The sequence below is a fragment of the Mesorhizobium sp. NPDC059054 genome (genome assembly GCF_042739215.1).
In the GTDB taxonomy this organism is placed as follows: domain Bacteria; phylum Pseudomonadota; class Alphaproteobacteria; order Rhizobiales; family Rhizobiaceae; genus Mesorhizobium.
On the sequence record NZ_JBHYHV010000002.1, the window covers coordinates 217,733 to 238,698 of the forward strand.

Annotated in this window: 19 protein-coding genes; all 19 read left to right on the forward strand. The window is 60.9% G+C overall.

The features are described 5' to 3' along the window. The first annotated feature begins 79 nt into the window (after positions 1-79). Positions 80-1,573 (forward strand): sugar ABC transporter ATP-binding protein, encoded by a 1,494-nt coding sequence (locus tag ACFWXH_RS08885; RefSeq protein WP_379119360.1) that lies wholly within the window; start codon positions 80-82, stop codon positions 1,571-1,573. Continuing rightward, the gene (locus ACFWXH_RS08890; protein WP_379119362.1) at positions 1,570-2,601 is read left to right on the forward strand and encodes an ABC transporter permease; all 1,032 of its coding nucleotides are present in this window, start codon (positions 1,570-1,572) and stop codon (positions 2,599-2,601) included. Before ACFWXH_RS08885 ends, ACFWXH_RS08890 begins: the two co-directional genes overlap by 4 nt. Further along, a complete protein-coding gene (locus ACFWXH_RS08895) occupies positions 2,598-3,581 on the forward strand; it encodes an ABC transporter permease (protein WP_379119364.1) in 984 nt (327 codons plus the stop codon). Before ACFWXH_RS08890 ends, ACFWXH_RS08895 begins: the two co-directional genes overlap by 4 nt. Positions 3,582-3,612: 31 nt before the next feature. Further along, the gene (locus tag ACFWXH_RS08900; RefSeq protein WP_379119366.1) at positions 3,613-4,578 is read left to right on the forward strand and encodes a carbohydrate kinase family protein; all 966 of its coding nucleotides are present in this window, start codon (positions 3,613-3,615) and stop codon (positions 4,576-4,578) included. Beyond that, positions 4,575-5,342, forward strand: a complete 768-nt coding sequence (locus tag ACFWXH_RS08905) for an SDR family NAD(P)-dependent oxidoreductase (protein ID WP_379119368.1) — start codon at positions 4,575-4,577, stop codon at positions 5,340-5,342. The genes ACFWXH_RS08900 and ACFWXH_RS08905 overlap by 4 nt, the downstream gene beginning before the upstream one ends. A 75-nt stretch (positions 5,343-5,417) precedes the next feature. Next, positions 5,418-6,857 (forward strand): aldehyde dehydrogenase family protein, encoded by a 1,440-nt coding sequence (locus ACFWXH_RS08910; protein ID WP_379119370.1) that lies wholly within the window; start codon positions 5,418-5,420, stop codon positions 6,855-6,857. Positions 6,858-7,026: 169 nt separating this feature from the next. Continuing rightward, positions 7,027-8,202: an enhanced intracellular survival protein Eis gene (gene eis / locus ACFWXH_RS08915; protein ID WP_379119372.1), complete on the forward strand. Its 1,176-nt coding sequence runs from the start codon at positions 7,027-7,029 to the stop codon at positions 8,200-8,202. Between the two features lie 43 nt (positions 8,203-8,245). After that, positions 8,246-9,049 (forward strand): MurR/RpiR family transcriptional regulator, encoded by an 804-nt coding sequence (locus ACFWXH_RS08920; RefSeq protein ID WP_379119374.1) that lies wholly within the window; start codon positions 8,246-8,248, stop codon positions 9,047-9,049. Next, positions 9,033-9,932 carry an N-acetylmannosamine kinase gene (locus ACFWXH_RS08925; RefSeq protein ID WP_379119376.1) on the forward strand — a complete coding sequence of 300 codons (900 nt, stop codon included), beginning with the start codon at positions 9,033-9,035 and terminating at the stop codon, positions 9,930-9,932. Before ACFWXH_RS08920 ends, ACFWXH_RS08925 begins: the two co-directional genes overlap by 17 nt. 68 nt (positions 9,933-10,000) lie before the next feature. Further along, the gene (locus ACFWXH_RS08930) at positions 10,001-10,708 is read left to right on the forward strand and encodes an N-acetylmannosamine-6-phosphate 2-epimerase (protein WP_379119378.1); all 708 of its coding nucleotides are present in this window, start codon (positions 10,001-10,003) and stop codon (positions 10,706-10,708) included. Then, positions 10,705-11,712: a Gfo/Idh/MocA family protein gene (locus ACFWXH_RS08935; RefSeq protein WP_379119380.1), complete on the forward strand. Its 1,008-nt coding sequence runs from the start codon at positions 10,705-10,707 to the stop codon at positions 11,710-11,712. The genes ACFWXH_RS08930 and ACFWXH_RS08935 overlap by 4 nt, the downstream gene beginning before the upstream one ends. Positions 11,713-11,747: 35 nt before the next feature. Then, on the forward strand, positions 11,748-13,043 hold the full coding sequence (locus tag ACFWXH_RS08940; RefSeq protein ID WP_379119382.1) for an ABC transporter substrate-binding protein: 1,296 nt from the start codon (positions 11,748-11,750) through the stop codon (positions 13,041-13,043). Between the two features lie 71 nt (positions 13,044-13,114). After that, complete coding sequence (locus ACFWXH_RS08945; RefSeq protein WP_379119384.1) at positions 13,115-13,990, forward strand: carbohydrate ABC transporter permease; 876 nt, start codon at positions 13,115-13,117, stop codon at positions 13,988-13,990. Then, positions 13,987-14,799 (forward strand): carbohydrate ABC transporter permease, encoded by an 813-nt coding sequence (locus ACFWXH_RS08950; protein ID WP_379119387.1) that lies wholly within the window; start codon positions 13,987-13,989, stop codon positions 14,797-14,799. Before ACFWXH_RS08945 ends, ACFWXH_RS08950 begins: the two co-directional genes overlap by 4 nt. Positions 14,800-14,810: 11 nt before the next feature. Beyond that, positions 14,811-15,896, forward strand: a complete 1,086-nt coding sequence (locus tag ACFWXH_RS08955) for an ABC transporter ATP-binding protein (RefSeq protein ID WP_379119390.1) — start codon at positions 14,811-14,813, stop codon at positions 15,894-15,896. A gap of 289 nt (positions 15,897-16,185) precedes the next feature. Continuing rightward, the gene (locus tag ACFWXH_RS08960; RefSeq protein ID WP_054308410.1) at positions 16,186-16,689 is read left to right on the forward strand and encodes an Lrp/AsnC family transcriptional regulator; all 504 of its coding nucleotides are present in this window, start codon (positions 16,186-16,188) and stop codon (positions 16,687-16,689) included. A gap of 2 nt (positions 16,690-16,691) precedes the next feature. Continuing rightward, entirely contained in the window at positions 16,692-18,236 is a 1,545-nt protein-coding gene (locus tag ACFWXH_RS08965; protein WP_379119393.1) for a hydantoinase/oxoprolinase N-terminal domain-containing protein, read from the forward strand. After that, positions 18,233-19,354, forward strand: coding sequence for a DUF917 domain-containing protein (locus tag ACFWXH_RS08970; protein WP_379119395.1), 1,122 nt, complete (start codon positions 18,233-18,235; stop codon positions 19,352-19,354). The genes ACFWXH_RS08965 and ACFWXH_RS08970 overlap by 4 nt, the downstream gene beginning before the upstream one ends. Positions 19,355-19,390: 36 nt before the next feature. Further along, entirely contained in the window at positions 19,391-20,956 is a 1,566-nt protein-coding gene (locus tag ACFWXH_RS08975) for an ABC transporter substrate-binding protein (protein WP_379119397.1), read from the forward strand. The last annotated feature ends 10 nt before the right edge of the window (positions 20,957-20,966 follow it).

The window sequence follows — 20,966 nt, forward strand, 5'->3', positions numbered from 1 at the left end:
CATGCCGCTCGTGCGGCATGGCTTTCTCAAGACCGGGATGACGGCCATGCAACCAGCAAAGCAAGAAATTGCTGTGTCCATGACAGGCGTATCGAAGCAGTTCGGCGCGGTACGCGCGCTGGAAGACGCGAACCTCGAGATCACGCGCGGTTCGATACTCGGCCTGGTTGGACAGAACGGCGCGGGAAAGTCGACCATTATCAAGGTGCTCGCCGGCATCGTGAAGCCGGACAGCGGAACTATTGTGATCAACGGCCAGACGGTGGGCACGTTGACACCGGCCTCGGTGGAAAAGCTCGGTGTGCACTTCATCCACCAGGATCGCCTGCTCGTGCCAACGGCCACGGTTGGTGAAGCCGTCTTTCTTGGAAACGAGCTGGGTGTCGGCCCCTTCGTCAGCCGCAGGGCGATGGAGCGCAGGGCAGCGGATCTGTTGAAACGCTTCTTCGACATGGAGCTGCCGGCAGGCACTCTCGTCAAGGATTTGACCACCGCGCAGCAGAAGGTCGTGCAGATCACGCGTGCGCTCGCCCAGAAGGCATCCGTGCTGGTGTTGGACGAGCCGACCGCCGCTTTGGTCAAGCGCGAGGTCGACAGCCTCTTTGCCGTGCTGCGCCGCCTCCGCGACGATGGCATCGCGGTCGTCTTCATCTCGCACTACATGCAGGAGATCGAACAGCTCTGCGACCGCGTGACCGTCATGCGCAACGGTACCGACGTCAGCACGGTCGATCCGCGCGAAACCTCGATCGATAAGATCATCTCCATGATGATCGCCCGCGATGTCGGCGAGATGTTTCCGAAGCGCTCGGTCTCGATCGGCGCTCCCGTTCTCGAAGTCTCGAAGCTGCGGCTCGGCGGCAGTTTCGAGGACATCAGCTTCGATGTGCGCTCAGGCGAGATCGTCGGTCTTACCGGTCTGTTGGGCTCCGGCGCCAAGGAGCTCGTCCAGTGCCTGTTCGGTCTGGAGAAAGCGGATGGCGGTTCCATCATGGTCGAAGGCCGCCAGCTCTCCTTGTCCTCGCCGGTGCATGCGGTGCGTGACGGTATCGCCATGCTGCCGGAAGATCGGCGCGCGCACGGTGTCGCGCTTGGCCTGACGGTGCGCGAGAACATTTCTCTGGCCAGTCTCGACCGCTATTCCCGAGGCGGGTTCGTCAGCCGCGACACCGAAAATCAGGCTGTCGACGGTCTTATCAAGGAGCTCTCAATCAAGACGCCGACCCGCGATGCGCTGGTGCGGGAGCTTTCCGGCGGCAATCAGCAGAAGGTGGCGATCGCCAAATGGCTGAGCTGCCAATCGCGCGTCTATGTCCTGGACGAGCCGACGGTGGCTGTCGATGTCGGCGCGAAGGTGGAAATCTACAACCTGCTCAACCGGCTGGCGGGCGAGGGGGCCGCAGTCCTGATGCTGTCGTCGGATCTTCTCGAGCTGGTCGGCATCTGCGACCGCGTTCTGGTGGTCTATCGCGGTGAGCTTGCCGGCACCTTCTCCGGCCCGGACATGAACAGCGACATGCTTCTGGCAGCGTCGTCCGGCGCTCGTTCCATTGCCGCAGGAGTTGCAGCATGAGTGCGACAACCCTTCATACCGAAATCGGCGCGTCCGATGAAAAGCAGGCGGCTGCGAGGAATGCGAGCCGTCGCCTGGGCACTATCGTCGTGCGCCTCGGGGCCATAGCCGCGTTCGCAGCGATCATGCTGTATTTCGTTGTCTTCGCTCCAGGCTTTACTTCGACATTCAACCTCATCAACGTCGTCGAGCAGTCGGCGATCCTCGGCGTGCTGGCTTACGGCATGACCATGGTCATCATCGGCGGCGGCTCGGACGTGACCGAAGGTGGCATCGATCTTTCGATCGCGGCCAATATGGGATTGTGCGCGGCCGTCTATGCGACGCTCCTTTCAATGGGCTACGGGGATTTCGCGGCTGTTCTTGCCGCAATCGCGGTCGGTATGGCGATCGGCGCTCTGAATGCGCTTGCCGTGGTCGGCCTCGGCATCTTGCCGCTGCTTGCCACGCTTGCGGTTCTGAACGTGGCGGCCGGGATGGAACTCACGCTCACGCAGAACACGGTCGTGGGTGCCACGTCGCCGCTGCTGGCATTCCTGGTTTCGGGCAGCTTCCTCGGCATCTCGGCCCTGGCGTGGGCCCTGGCCCTCGTTTCCACGATCATGATCGCTTTCGTTCACTTCACATCATTCGGCTTGCGTCTCTTCGCCGTCGGTGGGCACCCTGAAGCCGCGCGCGCTGCCGGCATCAATGTTCCGTTCTACATCTCCTTCACCTATGTGCTGAGCGGGTTCTGCGCGGCGGTGGCGAGCATACTCACGGTGTCCCGGCTCTCGGCCAGCACGCCCGGCTCGGGCGAACTTCTGCTGTCGGTGCTGGCGGCAGCCCTGCTTGGTACTGTCTTTTCCCGTCGCTTCGTGCCGACGATCGGCGGCACGCTGCTCAGCGTCCTGTTCATCGGCCTCCTGGCCAACGGCTTCCAGTTGCTCAACGTGTCGAGCTACTGGGTCAACGGCGTGCAGGGTGCGCTGATCCTGCTGGTCGTTGCCGTCACATCCTTTGCCCGCGGATCGGAGGCTTCCCGATGAGCGTTTCCACAAGCGACAATGCCAGGCAGACCCTTCGCGCCTTTCTGGCCAAATACAGCATATTGCTTGCCTTCGGTGCGATCGTGATCTTCTTCGCGACCGCCAGCCCGACTTTTCTGACACCGACGAACCTCTTCAACGTCCTGGTCAACAACGTCGTCATGCTGGCCATCGTGGCGCTGGGGCTGACCATCGTCATCTCCTCGGGCGGCATCGACCTGTCGGTCGGCGTCTCGATCGACATGGCCAGCATGATCTTCGTCATGCTGCTGGCCGCCGGCTACTCCGGTTTCGTCGGTGTCGGCGGCGGATTGGCCGCAGCCCTTGTCGTTGGCGTCTTCAACGCCATCTTGATCACACGGCTCAAGATCAGCCCGTTCCTGGCCACGCTAGGCGTCCTGTTCATCGGGCAAAGCACGCAGCAACTTGCCACCAGCGGAGGCCAGCCGATCTACCTCACCAGCGGCTACGCCGGCGACCAGTTCAACGCGATCGCCCGCACGGCATTGTTCGGTGTTCCCTCACCGGTCATCGTGCTGATCCTGTGCGCCATTGCCGTTTTCCTGCTGCTGCATCGCTCCGTGTTCGGCCGTTACGTTCAGGCCATGGGTGCGCAGCCGGGCGTCGCCTGGTATTCGGGCATCCGGGTGCCGCGCGAACTTTCGCTTGTCTATATTGGCTGCGCCCTTCTTGCAGGCGTCACCGGCATCCTGCTTTCAGCCACCGTCAAGTCCTACGTGCCGCTGTCCGGCAATGCGTTCCTGCTGGATGCGATCGGTGCCACCTTCATCGGCACGACACTGAGCCGCGAGCGCAAGCCTTCCGTGGCCGGCACCCTGCTTGGCGTCCTCCTGCTGGCGGTCGTGAAGAACGGGCTGCTGCTGATCGGCTGGAATTTCTACTGGCAGCAGGTCGGCATCGGGCTGCTGGTCTTCCTGGTCCTTGCCGCGAGCTTCGGACTGCGCCGCGCCTCACACTGATGATTCACTGAATTCGAGAGGGTTCTCGACCATGCCAAAATTCGACGTCAGCTCCATCGGGTTCTACGTGCTCGACATTCTGGGCCGGCCGGTATCGCGCATTCCCGAAGGCGGCCGTGCCGACTACATCGAGGAGATCCGCATGACGGTTGCCGGCACCGCCGGCGCCACCGGCATGGATTGCGCCATCCTCGGCCTCAAGACGCAAGCTGTGACCACCGTAGGCACCGACGACATGGGCGACTGGTTTGTCGCCAAGCTGAAGAAGTACGGACTGGACTGCGGCCTGGTGCGTCGCGACGGTAGTGTTCAGACCTCTTCGACCATCCTGCCCGTACGGCCGAATGGCGAGCGGCCGGCGCTGCATGTGCCTGGAACGGCCGCCGTGTTTAGCGTGGCCGAGGAGGACATCGAGGCAGCACTCGATGCGACCGTTGTCCACGTTGGAGGCACGGGACTGCTGAAAAGCTTCGACGGCGAGCCGACCGTGCGCCTGCTCAAGCGCGCCAAGGAACTTGGGCGGATCACCACCTTCGACCTCATCCAGGCCACACCCGAGACCGTGAAGCTGGTCGAGCCATGCCTGCCCTACATCGACTATTTCGTGCCGAGTATCGATGAGGCCGGCGAGATGGCCCATGACACCGATCCGGCGCGTGTCGCAGCCTTCTTCAAGGCGAAGGGCGTGAAGAACTGCATCCTGACGCTCGGCGCGGGCGGCGTTTATGTTTCTCCCGAACACGGCGAGGCTTTCCATCTGCCTGCATTCGACGTCGAGGTCTTCGACACGACCGGCTGCGGCGATTCTTTCACCGCCGGCATCATTGTCGGCATCATCAAGGGCTGGGACATCAAGCAATCGGCGCGCTTTGCCACAGCCGTCGCGGCCAAGGTCGCCATGGGGCTGGGCTCCGACGGCAAACTCGTTTCGTTCGACGACACGATCGCGGCGATGAATTCGCTGCCGGTCAAGACTTCAAAGGTGGAAGCAGCATGACCATTCTCGCGCAGGCAAAGGGAAAGACGGCGCTCGTTACGGGAGCAAGCCGCGGCATCGGCAGGGCGTTGGCCAAAGGGCTTGCCGATGCAGGATTCGACGTCGCAATCACGGACCTGTCGTCGCAGGCCGCCGAGCTTGACGTCACCAAGGCAGAGGTCGAGGCGGCAGGACGCAAGGCCTATCTCTATACGATGGACGTGAGCAAGAAGGCGGAGATCGAGGAGACGGTCGCATCGCTGCTGAAGGATGCGGGCGGCATCGACGTGCTGATCAACAACGCCGGCATTCTTAAACCCAGCCTGCTCCAGGATCTCGACGAAGCCAGCTGGGACGCGCATTTCGACATCAACGCCAAGGGTGTGCTGATGATGTGCCAGGCCGTGCTGCCGCATATGCGTGCCAAACGCTCCGGGCGGGTCATCAATATCGCCTCTATTGCCGGGCGCCAGGGTGTGCCGACGCAAGGCCACTATGCCGCGACCAAGGCAACCGTGATCACGCTCACGCGCGTTTTGGCGCAAGAGGTCGGCATGGACGGGGTCACCGTCAACGCGATCTGCCCCGGCATCATCCTGACGGAAATGGGCAAGAATAATCTGGGCAGCGAAGCCGCCATCCGGCACTGGGAAGAGGTTGCTGCCCTCAAGCGGCTCGGTGCGCCGGAGGACATAATCGGTCCTGTCCTGTTCTTTGCCTCCGACCTCTCTGCCTTCGTCACCGGTCAGGCGCTCAACGTCGACGGCGGTATCTACTACCACTGAGCGACGGCCGCAGGCCGATCCTCCACACTCCCAGCCTGACAAGCCGGAATCTCGCAGGTTCCGGAAGGAGAATGCATGGCTCGCGAAATGGAATTCTACATCGACGGAAACTGGGTGGCGCCGAGCCGGCCAAAGACTTTTGACGTCATCAATCCGGCGACCGAGTCCATTGTGGCTACGATCGCCATGGGCGCGGCGCAGGACGTGGATCGGGCTGTCGAGGCGGCAAAGCGCGCCTTTCCATCTTATTCACGCACCTCAAGGGAAGAGCGCCTCGGTTATCTTTCCCGTCTGCTTGAGCTGTATGACGAAGGCAGCGACGAGATCGCGGCGCTCATGTCCTTGGAGATGGGGGTCGCGAGCAGCTTTTCGCGCGGTGCGCAGATCGCGTTGGGCAGAGCCCATCTCGCCACTGCGATCGATGTGCTGAAGCGCTTCGTTTTCACCGAGCAACGCGGTGAAACACTGCTGACGCGCGAGCCCATCGGCGTTTGCGGTCTGATCACGCCGTGGAATTGGCCGATGAACCAGCTTGTGGTGAAGGTCGCGCCGGCACTGGCTGCCGGTTGCACCATGGTGGTCAAGCCGAGTGAATATTCGCCACTCTCCTCGCTGCGCTTTGCCGAGATGGTGCATGCAGCGGGCGTTCCAGCGGGAGTCTTCAATCTCGTCAACGGCGACGGCGTCGAGGTGGGGGACGCGATCTCGCGCCATCCCGATGTCGACATGGTGTCCATCACCGGCTCGACCCGCGCCGGCGTTGCCGTTGCGAAGTCGGCGGCCGATACGATCAAGCGTGTCCACCAGGAGCTCGGCGGCAAGTCGGCCAACATCATCTTCGATGACGAGAATTTCGATCGCAACGTGGCCCTTGGCGTGAAGGCCAGCTATCTGAACTGCGGTCAATCATGCAGTGCGCCAACGCGCATGCTGGTGCCGCACGAACTGATGGAACGGGCGGCAAGGATTGCGGCCGAGACCGCGAATGCTGTCTCGGTGGGTTCTCCTGATGCCGAGCAGACCGAACTCGGTCCGGTCGTGAATGCCGCGCAGTACCAACACATACAAAGGCTGATAGAGACAGGCGTTGCCGAGGGTGCGGCACTGACGGCCGGCGGGCCGGGCCGGCCAGAGGGGCTGGAGAGGGGCTATTTCGTGCGGCCGACCGTCTTTTCCCACGTTTCGCCGGGGATGACGGTCGCCCGGGAGGAGATATTCGGGCCGGTGCTATCGATCATCGGTTATGGAGACGAGGACGAGGCGGTGCGCATCGCCAACGATTCCGTCTACGGTCTGGCCGCCTATGTCCAATCGAGCGACCTGGTTCAGGCGAGGCGTGTCGCTGCACAGCTTCGTGTGGGCAACGTCTACATCAACCAGGCTCCCTGGGACCCGGCGGCTCCCTTCGGCGGCTTCAAGCAGTCGGGTAACGGTCGCGAGCATGGCGAGTTTGGCCTTGGCGATTTCCTGGAGCTGAAGGCCATGGCTGGATATGGTGTCGAGGCAGCGGCCTGAATTTGGAGTATGGACTGGTCAGCCAGTAGGGATTTCACTGATTTTCCGCCCGGTGGTTCGCCACGAGGGGTCCACCAGCAGCGGCTAGGCCCTCGACGCCCGTGGCAAGGGTCGCTTGAAGTTAATTCGACTCTCGGATATGAAGGAAAACTTCATTTCTGGAGTTTAAATGAAAATTTCCGCCAAAAACGTCTCCTACGATCCTGCTTCCCAGGCTGACGAGAAGACAGTTTGCCATTTGCTGTCCATGGCTTTCGGCTTCAGCAATGAGCGTGCGCGAGAATATGTCAGCCATGCCGGGGTGCAATCGTTCCGTATGGTTCGAGACTCCGCGGGCTCAGCGCTGGCCTGCGCAGCGCTTTTGAACACATCGCACGCATTCGGCGGCGTGGACATTCCTGCTGCGAACATTGCTCATGTCGCCATTGCTCCCGAAGCAAGGGGCCAGGGCTTTGCTCGCCCGCTCGTGGATGCGCTCTGCGAGGATGCCCGCTCGCAAGGCGCGCTTATGGTGTCGCTGTTCGCATCAGCTCGCCCCGTCTATCGAAAGTCCGGATTTGAGCTTGCGGGGAGTGAGATCCTCTATGAGGCAGACACCGCCGCCATGCCAGCCAGGACTTCCGTCGACTTCTTTCCAATTGCGCTTACCGACGATCGGATCGTGAGGGCCTACAACGACAAGAAGAACAATGAGGCTGGATTGTTGGATCGAGCCGCAGTGCATTGGAAGGAGTTGACGCGGACACCGGCCGATGCGCTCGCGGCGTATGGGGTAGGGGATATGCGTGACGGTCCTCTCCTGGCATACGTGCTTGTCGACGCGTCAGATTCCGAAACCCTCCATGTCCGGGACTGGTATGCGTCGAACGGGGTCATGGCAGAGGCGCTGCTGTGCTTCATTGGCCGTTTCAGATCGGTCTACCCCAAGGCGCGCTGGCACGGCGGCCCACAAGATGACCTCGTCGCCGCCATGCCGGACAAGGGGTGGCGGCTTGTGCACCAGGAGGAGTGGCTGGCCAGAATCCTGGAACCGCAAAAAGCCCTGGAGCACCGGGGCTATCTGCTGCGCGATGCGTCGCTTGGAATACGGATCGAAGATCCAGACGGAGAGAACCTCGAAATCGGCCTCTCGCTTTCCGCCGGGAAGACGACGGCAAGCAATCAGATGTCGGCGGGAATGCCGTCGATAGTGGTCGAACGGTCATTCTTTGCGAGCCTTTTCACAGGATTCAGCTCTGCCACGCAGCTGGCGCGCCGTGGACGTCTATCTGGTTCTCCCGAAGCCGTGTCATTGTGCGATCTCGTCTTCAGCGGTCCCCAACCTTGGGTCGCGGAGCACTTCTGAGAGCGGGATCGGGACCACGATGAAACACGCATTGATTGCCAGTTTGCGCACGGCGATTGGCGGTATGACGCCTGCACTGGCCAAGGTGGCCGAAACGGTCATCGCACAACCGCAGACTACCCTTTACCAGAGCATCACCGAGCTTGCGGAGGTTTCCGGTTCATCGGAGGCGAGTGTGATGCGCTTCTGTCGGGACCAAGGCTTCACGGGGTTTCAGGATTTCAAGCTTGCACTTGCCAAAGAGCTTGCTGGAGACCAACGGGAGAAGGAAGGGCTGGAGCCCACCGACGACATCCAGCGCCTGGTGGAAACGGCCGTTGTCGCGTTGCGCGAAACGGAACAGCTGATCGTGCGCGATGATGTGACCAAGGCAGCCCAGAGACTGCTGGCCGCGCGCGTGATCGATTGTTTTGGTGTCGCGGCTTCGGCCGTCACGGCTCAGTATCTGGCCTACAAGATGTCTCGTGTCGGCATGCTCTCCAGAGCATTGGCCGACGCGCATCTTGCCACCATGGCTGCAGGCACGGCCACTGGCAGTTCAGCCCATGTGATCATCTCGAGCTCCGGTTCAACCGTTGATGCGGTTGGGGTTGCCAGGCTTGCGCGCTCACGCGGTGCATTCGTGCTCGGCATCAGCAACCGTTCCAAGAGCCCGCTGGCCGCAGAATGTGATCTTACCTTGATCGCCTCCTGGCCGGAAACGCCGCTCACAGGCGGCGCATTCCCTTCCAAGATCAGCCAGTTGTTGATCGTCGATGCGCTGCTGGCTGAAATCGTGCGCCAGGATCCCGACAGGCTGACCATGATTCAGCGTACTGCGGAGAGCGTGAGTGATCGATCGTTCTGAGGCCGTCCTGGCGATCGACATTGGCGGTACCAAGATCGCTTTTGGTGAGGTTGTCGGCGACCGGATAGACAATCGTCGACAGGTTCCGACTCCACGCTCCGGTGGAGGCGATGCTCTTGTCGACGCGATTGTCACCGAACTTGCGGGCTTCAAATGCGACGCAATTGCGCTCGCTACCACAGGCATCGTCTCCGACGGCAAGATAACTGCTCTCAATCCGATCACCTTGCCGATCGAGGATAACTATCCGCTCGCAGCTCGCCTGGAGGCGGCCACCGGTCTTGTCCCGCTGGTCGTCAACGATGCACAGGCCGCTGCCTGGGGGGAATACAGCTACGGTGCCGGTCGAGGATGCCGGAACTTCATGTTCATCACCGTGTCCACAGGCGTAGGCGGCGGCGTGGTGCTGGAAGGTCACTTGCAAGTCGGTGCCAACGGCCTTGCCGGGCACATCGGACACACGCGCGTGTTCAGCGGTCGATCTGCATGTGGTTGCGGCCGCAAAGGGTGTCTCGAGACGATAGCGTCCGGTACTGCGATTGCGCTGAACTACAGCAACAAGGTTGGACGAAAGGCTACCGCTCCGGAAGTGTTTGATGCGGCAACGGCAGGCGATGCCGCCGCACAGGCGGTCCTTGAGGATGCCGCGGCAGCGCTTGCTGAAGCTTTTGCGAACACGGTTGCGACGGTTGATCTGGACCTTGTCGCAATTGGCGGCGGAGTGGGGCTCGCAGGAGGATTTGCGGATCGCGTCCGCAGGCATGTCGAGGCGTTTCCCGCTGCCTTCAGGCGGCCAATCGTAACCGCGCAGGCTGGTGCGGATGCGGGCATGATAGGAGTCGCCGACTTATTTATGAAAAAAAACTCCACCATATTTGATTGATTGACAAATAACTTCATCATGCGCTACGCATTGACCATCAGGAAAGCGGTGGCGATGTGGAGTGGAGATTGCCTGATCTTCTGCAAGAGCTGAATGGGACGCTGGTAGTCTCTTGTCAGGCCGATCCCGGTTCGCCTCTGGCCGAACCGGCGCATCTGTCGGCAATAGCTGCGTCGGTCGTGGCAGGTGGAGCAAGCGCCATCCGCACCGAGGGGATTGCGAACATCCGCGCCATCAAGGCTCGGGTTCAAGTTCCGGTTATTGGCCTGGTCAAGGCGCAGCGCACCAACACCGAAGTCTACATCACCCCTTCGCTCGACGATGTTCATCAGATCGCTGACGCGGGGGCAGATATCATTGCGTTTGACGCAACCGACCGGCCCCGCCCGGCCAATGTCGCCGATCTGGTCCGTGCGGTTCACGAGCAGGGCCGGCTCGCCATGGCCGATATCAGCACCGTCGATGAAGCCAGGTTCGCACTGGCCTCCGGCGCTGACGTCGTGAGCACCACCATGGCAGGCTACACGAGCTATTCCCGCGGTGACGCAGGTCCCGACTTCGACCTCATGCGCGCGCTTCAGCAGGCGGGACTCCCCTTTGCGGCAGAGGGACGCGTGTGGACCATCGAGGAAGCGCTGAGGTGTTTTGATCTTGGCGCAAGCTTCATTGTGGTCGGCAGCGCAATCACGCGCCCAACCATGATCACGCAACGTTTCACACAGGGCATCGCCGCACGAGCCGGCGCCGCCCCAGGTCAGAGAAAGGCTTTGTCATGACGCGGCGTGTCGCAATCATCGGTGCTGGGTTCATGGGATCCATGCATGCGTCCATCTTTTCCAGTGCGCCCAACTGCGAACTGGCGGCGATTGTCGATCCAAACCTTGAGCTCGCGAAAGGCGTTGCAGCCCGTTGTGGCGGCGTTGCGATTTACGCAAGCCATGACGAGCTGCTGTCGAAGGAGCGGCTCGACCTCGTGAGCATTTGCACTCCGGACAACCTGCACAAAGCACCTGCCGAGGCCGTGGCGAGTAAGGGGGTAAATCTTTTCATCGAGAAGCCGATCGCTTCGAGCGTCGAGGATGCCAAGGCCATCATCGCGGCCGTCCGCAAATCCGGCGTGAAGCTGGGCGTTGGCTATCTGCTGCGGTTCGATCCGCGTTACGCCCGCGCCAAGGAATTGACCGCAGAGGGCAAGATCGGGGCGCCGATCCATCTCTATGCCCGCCGCAACAGCGCCCGGACAGAAGGGCCGAAGCGATATGCAGGCAAGCTTCCCCTGGCCTTGCACGTGACCGTTCACGACGTTGATCTCGTACTTTGGATGCTTTCGGGCCAAGTACCGGTATCGGTCTATGCCCAGCAGACAGACAGGTTGCTCGGTTCGATCGGAACCCAGGATTCCATCGCGGCCATCGTACGTTTCTCCGATGGGACGGTCGTCAATTTTGAAAGTGCCTGGTCCCTGCCTTCCGGCGCACGGCACATGATCGACGCGCGATTGGAGATGATCGGCACGGAAGGCTCTTTCGAAGTCCAGTGCGGCGATAGCGGCCTCTACTTCGCCGATAACGCGCGTTCCCACGAAATCGACACTCAGCATTGGCCAACGATGGCTGGGCGCGTTGGCGGCGACCTGCGTCAGCAGCTTCTCGCTGTCCTTGAATGGTTGGATGGAGCCGACCGTCCAATCGCATCCGGCGAGGATGCGCTTCGTTCCCTGGAGCTCACGCTCGCGATGATCCAATCCGCAGAGACGGGCGAGGTCGTGCGCCTGGGCTGAATACCCACAACGCAGATAACAATGGGAGGACTAACATGCTGAACAGACGGATTTTCATGACGGCAAGCGCTGCCGCCACAATCTTTGCGTGCCTTTCCGCTCCGGTACTTGCGCAGGACAAACCTTTCGACGGCGTGCAGCTTTCAGTGCTCATGGAGGGGCATCCGACGACGGATGCCATCCAGAAACTGCTTCCGGAATTCAAGACGGTCACCGGTATCGACGTCGCGCTTGAAGTGGTGCCGGAACAGGACATCACGGCCAAGATGCTGCTCGAGCTGTCCTCGAAGTCCGGCCGCTATGATGTCGTCCAAAACAACATCATCTACGTGCCGGGCTTCGTGAAGAATGGCTACATCGTGCCGCTGGACGAGCACTTGACCAAATATCCGCAGTTCTTCGACAAGGCGGATTTCGTGCCCGGCTACTTCAACACCAATGTCGTGGACGGCAAGGTCTACGGTCTGCCGGTCTACGGCGAGAGCACGTTCCTGATGTACCGCAAGGACCTGTTCGAACAGTACGGTCTGGCTGAACCGAAGACGTTCGACGATATCGAGAAAGCTGCGAAAACCATTTCGGAAAAGACGAACAAGGAAATCGCCGGCATCACCATGCGTGGCCGTCAGGGCATCGAAGGGGTCTATGTCTGGGCGGCTTATCTGTGGGGCATGGGCGGCTCGTTCCTGGATGAAAACGGCAAGTCGAACCTGGCGACCCCGGAAGGGACCAAGGCCCTGGATGATTTCGCTCGGGTCCTGAAGAGCTACGGTCCTGTCGGCGTTGCGAACTTCGGCTGGGAGGAAAACAGGCTGCTGTTCCAGCAAGGCAAGGCAGCGATGACCTTGGATGCCACCGTCAACGGCGCGTACAATGAGGACCCGGCGGCTTCGAGCGTTGTCGGAAAGGTGGGCTATGTGCCCGTCCCGGTACAGACGCAATCGCCGAAGGGTGGCTCGTCGTCCCTGGCTGTCCACAGTCTCTACGTGACTGCGGATTCCCAGAATGCGGAAGCGGCTGCACTCTTTGCGGCGTGGGCGACCGCGAAGGAACAGCAGCTCAAGTCGATGGCCAGCGACCCCAACTCAGGCGTGACTTCGCTGACCGCGCTGAATGGCGAGAGTTTCAGCAAGCGCTACGGGGCCTTCAAGGAGGCGATGATTACCGCCATCAACCAGGGTAACCCTCAGTATCTGCCGACGATCGAGCAAGCCAACGAAGTCATCAACAACACCGGGATAGCCGTTTCGAAAGTGATCGCAGGCACGGCGACCGCCGCCGATGCCCTCAAGGAAGCCGATCAGGCAAACAATGCCGCGATCGGGCGCTAAGGCGGACGATCGTGCCCTGCCGCGCCTATCTCCCTGGGCGCGGCAGGGGTTCTGATTTCGGATTGGGTATGATGGCAAAACGAACCGACCCATCGCGATTCTTCTATCAACCGATCGTAGCCGTCCTGAGCCTCACTTCGCTGGTGCTTACCGTCTACGTCGTTTGGTTGTCGCTGAGAGATCTCTCGCTCATGCGTGCGGGGCGCGACACATTTGTCGGCATCGACAACTATATCCGTTTCTTCAACGATCCTCGCGGCCTCTGGGCGCTATGGCGGACGGTGCTTTTCACTGTCCTTGCAACGTCGATCGAAGTGGTGCTGGGGCTGGCGATCGTCATTTTCCTGGACCGGAATTTTGCGCTCAAGCGTCTCGTTCGAACGCTGCTGCTCGTGCCTATCATCATGACCCCGGTGGTTGTCGGTCTGACGTGGCGGTTCATATTCGACCCCGCTTCGGGCATGGCCAACTATCTTCTTTCCCGCCTCGGGTTCGATGCCATGGACTGGTTGGGCAGTCCGCAGGTTGCACTTTATTCCGTGCTCATCGCCGACATCTGGCAGTGGACACCCTTCGTGATCCTGTTGTCGATGGCGGCACTCGATTCAGCACCTTCCGATCCGCTCGATGCAGCACGGGTCGACGGGGCGCGCGAGTGGCAGGTCACCTGGTATGTGCTGTTGCCGATGCTGCGGCGGGCGATCGCCATCGTTGCGTTGATCAGGGCAATCGACAGCATCAAGGCTTTCGATCTTTTCTACATCATGACGAGAGGAGGGCCGGCGCTCTCCACGGAGACGCTGAACTTCTACGGCTATGTGGTCGCCTTCACCAATTTCGAGATTTCGTACTCGCTCACCGTCGCGCTTATCCTGACGATATTCACCAACGTCGCACTGCTTGCGATGTACGGCGTTCTCTTTCCGAGGAAAGGAGAACCCAGATGATCAAACGGTTCTTCTTCTATGTTGGACTTGTCGTCCTGCTCGCCGCGGTTCTCTTCCCGCTCTATTGGGTTGTCGTGACATCGTTCAAACTGCCGCGCGATGCCTTCGCCATTCCGCCGGTTTGGCTGTTTGAGCCGACGCTCGACAACTTCCGCAAAGTCCTCTCCAATCAGACGTTTGTCAGGGCGTTCACCAACAGTTTCGTGGTGTCGATCTCATCGAGCGCAATCGCCGTTGCGATCGGTGCGCTGGCCGCCTACGGCATAACACAGCAGGATGCCGAGAAACGGCGCGGGCAGGAAAAGTTCATCCTCAGCCTCCGCATCGCGCCGGCTCTCGTCTTTGTAATTCCGGTCTACTATTTCGCGGTGCGTCTTGGCGCGTTGAATCAGCACTGGCTGCTCATTGCCGTATACGCCTTCATCAATGTTCCTTTCGCGATCTCCCTGCTGATCACCTTCTTCGACGACATCCCGCGAGAATTGCGCGATGCGGCGCGTGTCGACGGAGCAAGGGAGTTCGCCATTTTCTGGCGCATCTATCTGCCGGCGGCACGAGGCGGCGTGGTGGCCACGTTGATCCTCTGCGTCCTGTTTACCTGGAACGAGTTCTTTGTCGCCCTGACGCTGTCCGGCCGCAGCACGCAGACGCTGCCTGTCAGCATTACCTCGTTCCTGACCTTCCAAGGCATCCAGTGGGGGGCGCTGACTGCGGCCGCCACCCTGATCATGCTGCCGATGCTGGTCTTGGGAATCCTGGTTCAGGGACAAATCGTGCGCGGCATGACACTCGGTAGCGTGAAGGGCTGATAGGAGAAAACATGGCGCAGCTCTCAATCCGCGATGTCCGCAAGTCCTATGGCTCCGTGGCTGTCCTCAACGACATCTCCATCGAAGTGGAAGAGGGGGCTTTCGTCGTCCTGCTCGGGCCTTCCGGTTGCGGCAAGTCCACGCTGCTGCATGCGATAGCCGGACTTCATGAGATCGGAAGCGGTTCGATCGTCATCGGTGGCAGAGATGTCACCGACCTTCCGGCGCGCGAGCGTGATGTCGCAATGGTCTTCCAGTCCTATGCGCTGTATCCGACCATGTCCGTGCGCGAAAACATCGGCTTCCCCTTGAAGATGCGCGGGCTAGACAAGAAAGCGATATCGGAAAGTGTCGACCGTGTTGCTGCAATCCTGCAGATAGAGCCACTCCTGGAGCGGCGGCCGCGGGAACTCTCCGGCGGTCAGCGTCAGCGTGTTGCAATCGGGCGGGCGTTGGTGCGCGATCCCAAATTGTTCCTCTTCGACGAACCGCTTTCCAATCTCGATGCCGCACTTCGCGGCGATCTCCGTGCGGAGATCAAGCGACTGCACCAGCGTATCAAACGGACCATGGTCTATGTCACGCACGATCAGATCGAGGCGATGACGCTCGCCACCAAGATCGTCATTCTCAATCGCGGCGTGGTGCAGCAGATTGGTACGCCTCAGGAAATCTACTTCAATCCAGCCAATCTGTTCGTCGCCCGTTTCATCGGTTCACCACCTATCACTCTGCTCGAAGGTAAGGCAGTCAATCGAAACGGGGAACTGCGTTTCAAGCTTTCCAACTCGGATGTCGAACTTTCCATGCCTCAATCCTTGGGCTCGATTGGACGGAACGACCAGACGGAAACGATCCTGGGGCTGCGTCCCGAGAACATTCAGATCGTGCGGGAGGGGAATGCATCCCTTTCGGCAACCGTCGATCTGGTTGAGCCGACTGGGCCCGAGGACATAGTGACCCTGAATGTACAAGGGGCTCCATCGGTGATCAGGACGGCCGCCGGCATGACGGCCCAGGGCAGCAGTGTTGGCCTGGAGCTGGATCTCGGCAAGGCGCTGCTGTTTGAATTCGGTTCCGGCACAAGATTAAGCTGACGATCCACGCCGTATTGTCCGCGCGACGATTGGTCCCGCGGTAGAAGCTGTTCGAATCCGCCCACGATGTGTCGTGGCGGGCTCCGCAAATGCTCGCCCGTCACACGGCAAGACGTGCGCTTTGGGCTTCAGTTCGCTGAAACGGCGAGCTGGAACTGACGATGCGCAGGCTTTGCGCTGCCGATATTTCGATTTTTGACTGACGATTAGCCGAAACGGCACAAAATAACTTGACATGTTTCCGTTTCGGAAATGAAACTTCCGTCATAAAGCCGACATGGAACATGGAATGACCCAGCGTTATCCCGTCGACGATCTCGACCGTGAGATCATCAAATATCTGACGGAGGACGGTCGACTCTCCGCAGCTGAAATCGCGGGACGCATCGGCGGCACGTCGGAGCGCACGGTCCGAAACCGCATCGCGGCATTGCTGCAGGCCAAGATGATCGTGATCGGCGCCATTCCCGACCCCGTGGCGCTAGGCCGTGATGTCCAGGTCGAACTGATCATAGAAGTCGAACCAGGCCGGTTGGATGAAGTGGCCATCCTGCTCGCCGAGTATGATGAGATTGGTTACCTCGCCGCGACGAGTGGTTCGTCAAATCTCAGCGCTTCGCTTTTCGTTACGGACCACACCGCGCTTCTGGAGTTCATCGATCAGGAACTGGGCAAGCTGCCTGGCGTCAAGCGTGTCGAGAGCTCGGTCGTCCTGCGACTCTACAAGGTCTTCGGTACAAGAACGACCCCGCTCAGCCGCGGGTCGGGTGTTCGTGGCAAGAAGAAGGGATAGCCATGCTGCGCATTGGGGTGGACGTCGGCGGGACAAACACGGATGCAGCGCTGCTGCGCGGCTCCGACGTTCTGGCAACGGTGAAGTCCTCGACCACGGCAGATGTGACCTCGGGGGTCGCAACGGCTATCCGTGCGGTGCTGACTGAGGCAGGCGTGGAGGCAACCGCAGTCAATGCAGTGATGATCGGCACCACGCATTTCCTCAATGCTGTTGTTGAAGGACGCCATCTGGAAAAGGCCGGCGTGCTCAGGCTCTGCGGCGCGGCGACACGCTCGCTTCCGCCCATGATCGACTGGCCAGATACACTGCGTCCGATCGTCGAAGGCGGGGCGGCGATGGTGGGTGGCGGTGTGAATTATGACGGGTCCGAACTCGCCCCGCTCGACGTGAAGGCAATTCGTGCGGCCTGCCGCGATTGGCGAGCCAAACGCGTCCCCGCTATCGCTATTTGCTCGGTGTTCGCGCTGGTCGACCCACGTATGGAAAACGAGGCAGCCGAAATCGTCGCCGAAGAATTGCCCGGCGCCGCAATCAGCCTTTCGCATCGGATTGGCCGTACGGGTCTGCTGTCCCGTGAGAACGCGACGATCCTCAATGCGAGCTTGAACAAGCTCGGCCGCGAAACCGTGGGCGCTTTCCGTTCGGCCTTTGCCGCGCTGGGCCTCAATTGCCCGCTCTATCTCACCCAGAACGACGGAACCCTGATGGCGGCGGAGTTCGCCGAACGCTACCCGGTCTTCACCATCGCTTCCGGCCCGACCAACTCGATGCGAGGGGCGGCTTTCCTTACTGGACTGAGCGACGGCGCGGTGATCGATGTCGGCGGCACGACGACCGATATCGGAATGCTGGTGGCAGGGTTCCCGCGCACCCGCAGCGAAGGTGCGATGATCGGGGGCGTGCCCACCAATTTTCGAGTGCCTGATGTCTATTCCTTCGGTCTCGGCGGAGGAAGCATCGTCCGTCCCGGCCAGCAACCGACGGTCGGTCCGGATTCGGTGGGCTTCCGCCTCCCGCAAAAAGCGCTCTGCTTTGGCGGCGACACGCTGACCGCCACGGATATCGCCGTGGCGGCGGGTCTGGTCGACCTTGGCGATCGCAGCCGCCTCAGCCACGTTACCCCCGATTTCGCCCGCCAGATGCTGGCGCAGATGAAGGCGAGTATCGAGACGGTGCTCGATCGCATGAAACCCAGCGCCGACCCCATTCCCGCTATTCTGGTCGGCGGCGGCTCGGTGTTGGTCGAAGGGCTTCTCGAGGGCACATCGGTTTCGCTGAAACCGGATCATTTCGGCTCGGCCAACGCCATTGGCGCAGCGATCGCGCAGGTCTCGGGCGAAGTTGACAGTGTGGTCTCCCTCGAAGGCACCAGCCGCGAGATCGCCCTTGAGGCTGTCGTGAGCGAGGCGCGGACGCGCGCCGTCGAGGCGGGAGCCGACGCCGATACCGTGACATTGGCTGAGATCGAAGAGACGCCGCTGGCCTATCTACCCGGCAACGCCATTCGCGTCGCCGCGAAAGTGATCGGGGAATTGCGGGCATGAAATACTGGACGCTCACCGAAGCCGATATCGATCGCATCGCCATCGGCTGCGGCATTCTGGGCACGGGTGGAGGCGGGAGCACGTATCACGGTTCACTGCGAGCCAAGGCGTTGCTGCGTGAGGGAAAACGCATCCGCATGGTCCGGCCCGCAGACATGGCTCCGGATGCCCAGATTCTCGGGCTTGGCGGTATCGGCGCCCCGACCGTGGGTGTCGAGAAAATCGCCGAAGGCGGTGAAGGCGTGCGGCTGCTGCATGCGCTCGAGCGACATCTCGGACGCAAGGTCGATGCGCTGCTGGGCGACGAAGTCGGTGGCGGCAACGGCATCGCGCCCATGCTGACAGCCGCGATGGTCGATCTGCCCGTGGTCGATGCCGACGGCATGGGGCGGGCGTTCCCGGAAGTGCAGATGACGACGTTCTTCATCCATGGCCAGGCTGTCCAACCAGCGGGCCTTGCGGATGCGGATGGCAATGTACTGATCGTGACCGAAGCAACCACGCCGAAGATGCTGGAAAAGCTGCTGCGCGCAGGCACCATTGCCATGGGGTGCACGGCTCTGATGACGACGGCGCCGATGTCTGGCGATTTCGTGCGTCGCTTTGGCGTGCCTCACACCACCAGCCAGGCCTGGAGCCTGGGCGATGCCGTTCTCGCAGCGCGGGCGGCCAAGGCAGATCCACTCGAAGCCATTTTGAAGCAATCCGGGGGCGTACGGCTGATGCGTGGCAAGGTCACCGATATCAGCCGTCGTGTGATGGCGGGTTTCACCCGGGGCAAGCTGACCGTGGCCGGACTCGATGCCGATACCGGACGCAGCCTTACCGTGGAGATCCAGAACGAATATCTGATCGCGCGCGAAGGTGAGAAGATCATCACGATGGTGCCGGACCTGATCTGCATCGTCGATTCCGAAACCGGGCGCGCGATCGGCACCGAGGAATTGCGTTACGGCCTGCGCATCGATGTTTTGTCGATGCCGGCGCCCGTGCTGTTGCGCAGCGAGATCGCGCTGGAGTCCGTCGGTCCGCGCGCCTTTGGCTATGATTTCGACTTCGTGCCGATGGGCGTGTCGGCCGATGCACCTGCGGTGCCGCACTACAAAGAAGACGCTTGATCGTCCGTGTCAGCCGCCAATCAACGGGAGGAATGAATGAACCGTCGCCACCTTCTCAAGACCGCAGCGCTTGTCGCGCTTGCCACTGCCGCCAGCTCGCACTGGAACCTGAGCATGGCACAAGGCAAGGGCAGCATTTTCACATTGGCCTATCCGACCAGTTTCCCGGATCTCGACCCGGCAACCTCCTTTTCGAACGATGGAGCGGTGCTGGCCAACGTCTATGAGGGGTTGACGCGCTATATCCCGGCGATCGAGGGCGCCGAGGCCAAGATCGAACCTTTGCTGGCGACATCCTGGGACGTCAGCGAAGACGGCAAGACCTGGACCTTCCACTTGCGTGAGGGGGTGAAATTCCACGATGGCAGCCCGCTCACCTCGGAAGCGGTCAAGGGTTCGATCGAACGCACAAAGAAGATAGGTGGTGGCGCGTCCTTCATCTGGGGATCGGTCACCTCGATCCAGACCCCCGATCCGCGGACGGTGGTTTTCATGCTTTCCGATACGCAGCCGCTGGACCTGATCGCGTCTGCCGGTTTCGCGGCCTGGATCTACGCTCCTTCCTCGCACGACAAGGACAATGCCTGGTTCAACAAGGGTAATGATGCGGGCACGGGACCGTTCCGGATTTCCCGCTATGAGCCGGGTCAAAGAGCAGTGCTCGATCGGGCCGAAGGCTATTGGGGCAAAGTCCCTGAAGGTGCCTTCCAGACGATCTCCTTTGAGATCATCGAGGATACGACATTGGCCCAGAACATGATCGAAAGCGGTCAGGCGGACTGGACCGAGACCATTCCTTTTGAAAATCTCAAGGCGATGCAGGCGAACCCCGATCTGCGGGTTGTGGTCAATCCTTCCTTCGAAACGCTGTTTGGCCTCTATAACGTCAAGCGCGCGCCGCTCGACCGCGCCAAGGTTCGCCAGGCCCTGTCTCTGGCGTTTCCGTATGACGACGTCATTTCCGCTGGGACCATGGGGCTCGGCACACGCGCCAAAGGCGTCGTCCCCGCTGGTATCTGGGGCCACGATCCGGATGCGCCTATCCCGCAGACCGATCTGAAGGCTGCCGCCGCGCTTCTGGCGGAAGAGGGGGTCCAGCCAGGGCTGGAATTGGTCATGACCTATTCCACCAGCCAGAACCTCTCGGCGGTTGCCGGAGAACTCTGGAAAGCAAACCTGGAAACGCTAGGCATCACGCTGACGCTGCAGCCAATGGCATGGGAAGCGCAGTGGCAGCTTGGCAAGTCGAACCCCGCCGCGGCGCAGGATATCTTCGTGATGTTCTGGTGGCCGACATTCGTCACGCCCTATGACTATCTCTTCAATCTGTTCCACAGCGAAGAGAAGCCGAACTTCAATCTGGGCTATTATTCCAATCCGGAATTCGACGCGAAGATCGACGAGGCGGCAAAACTGTCGGGTACCGACCGTCCACGCGCCGAGAAGCTGTTCATCGAGGCACAGCGCAAGGTGATCGAGGATGCTGCTGCGGTGTTCATGCTGGATCGTCCCAACGTCCACATCATCCGCTCGGACATCAAGGGCTATGTGGACAATCCTGCCTACGGACACGTGACCTTCGTCAACGAAATGAGCCGGTAGGGCTGCCTGC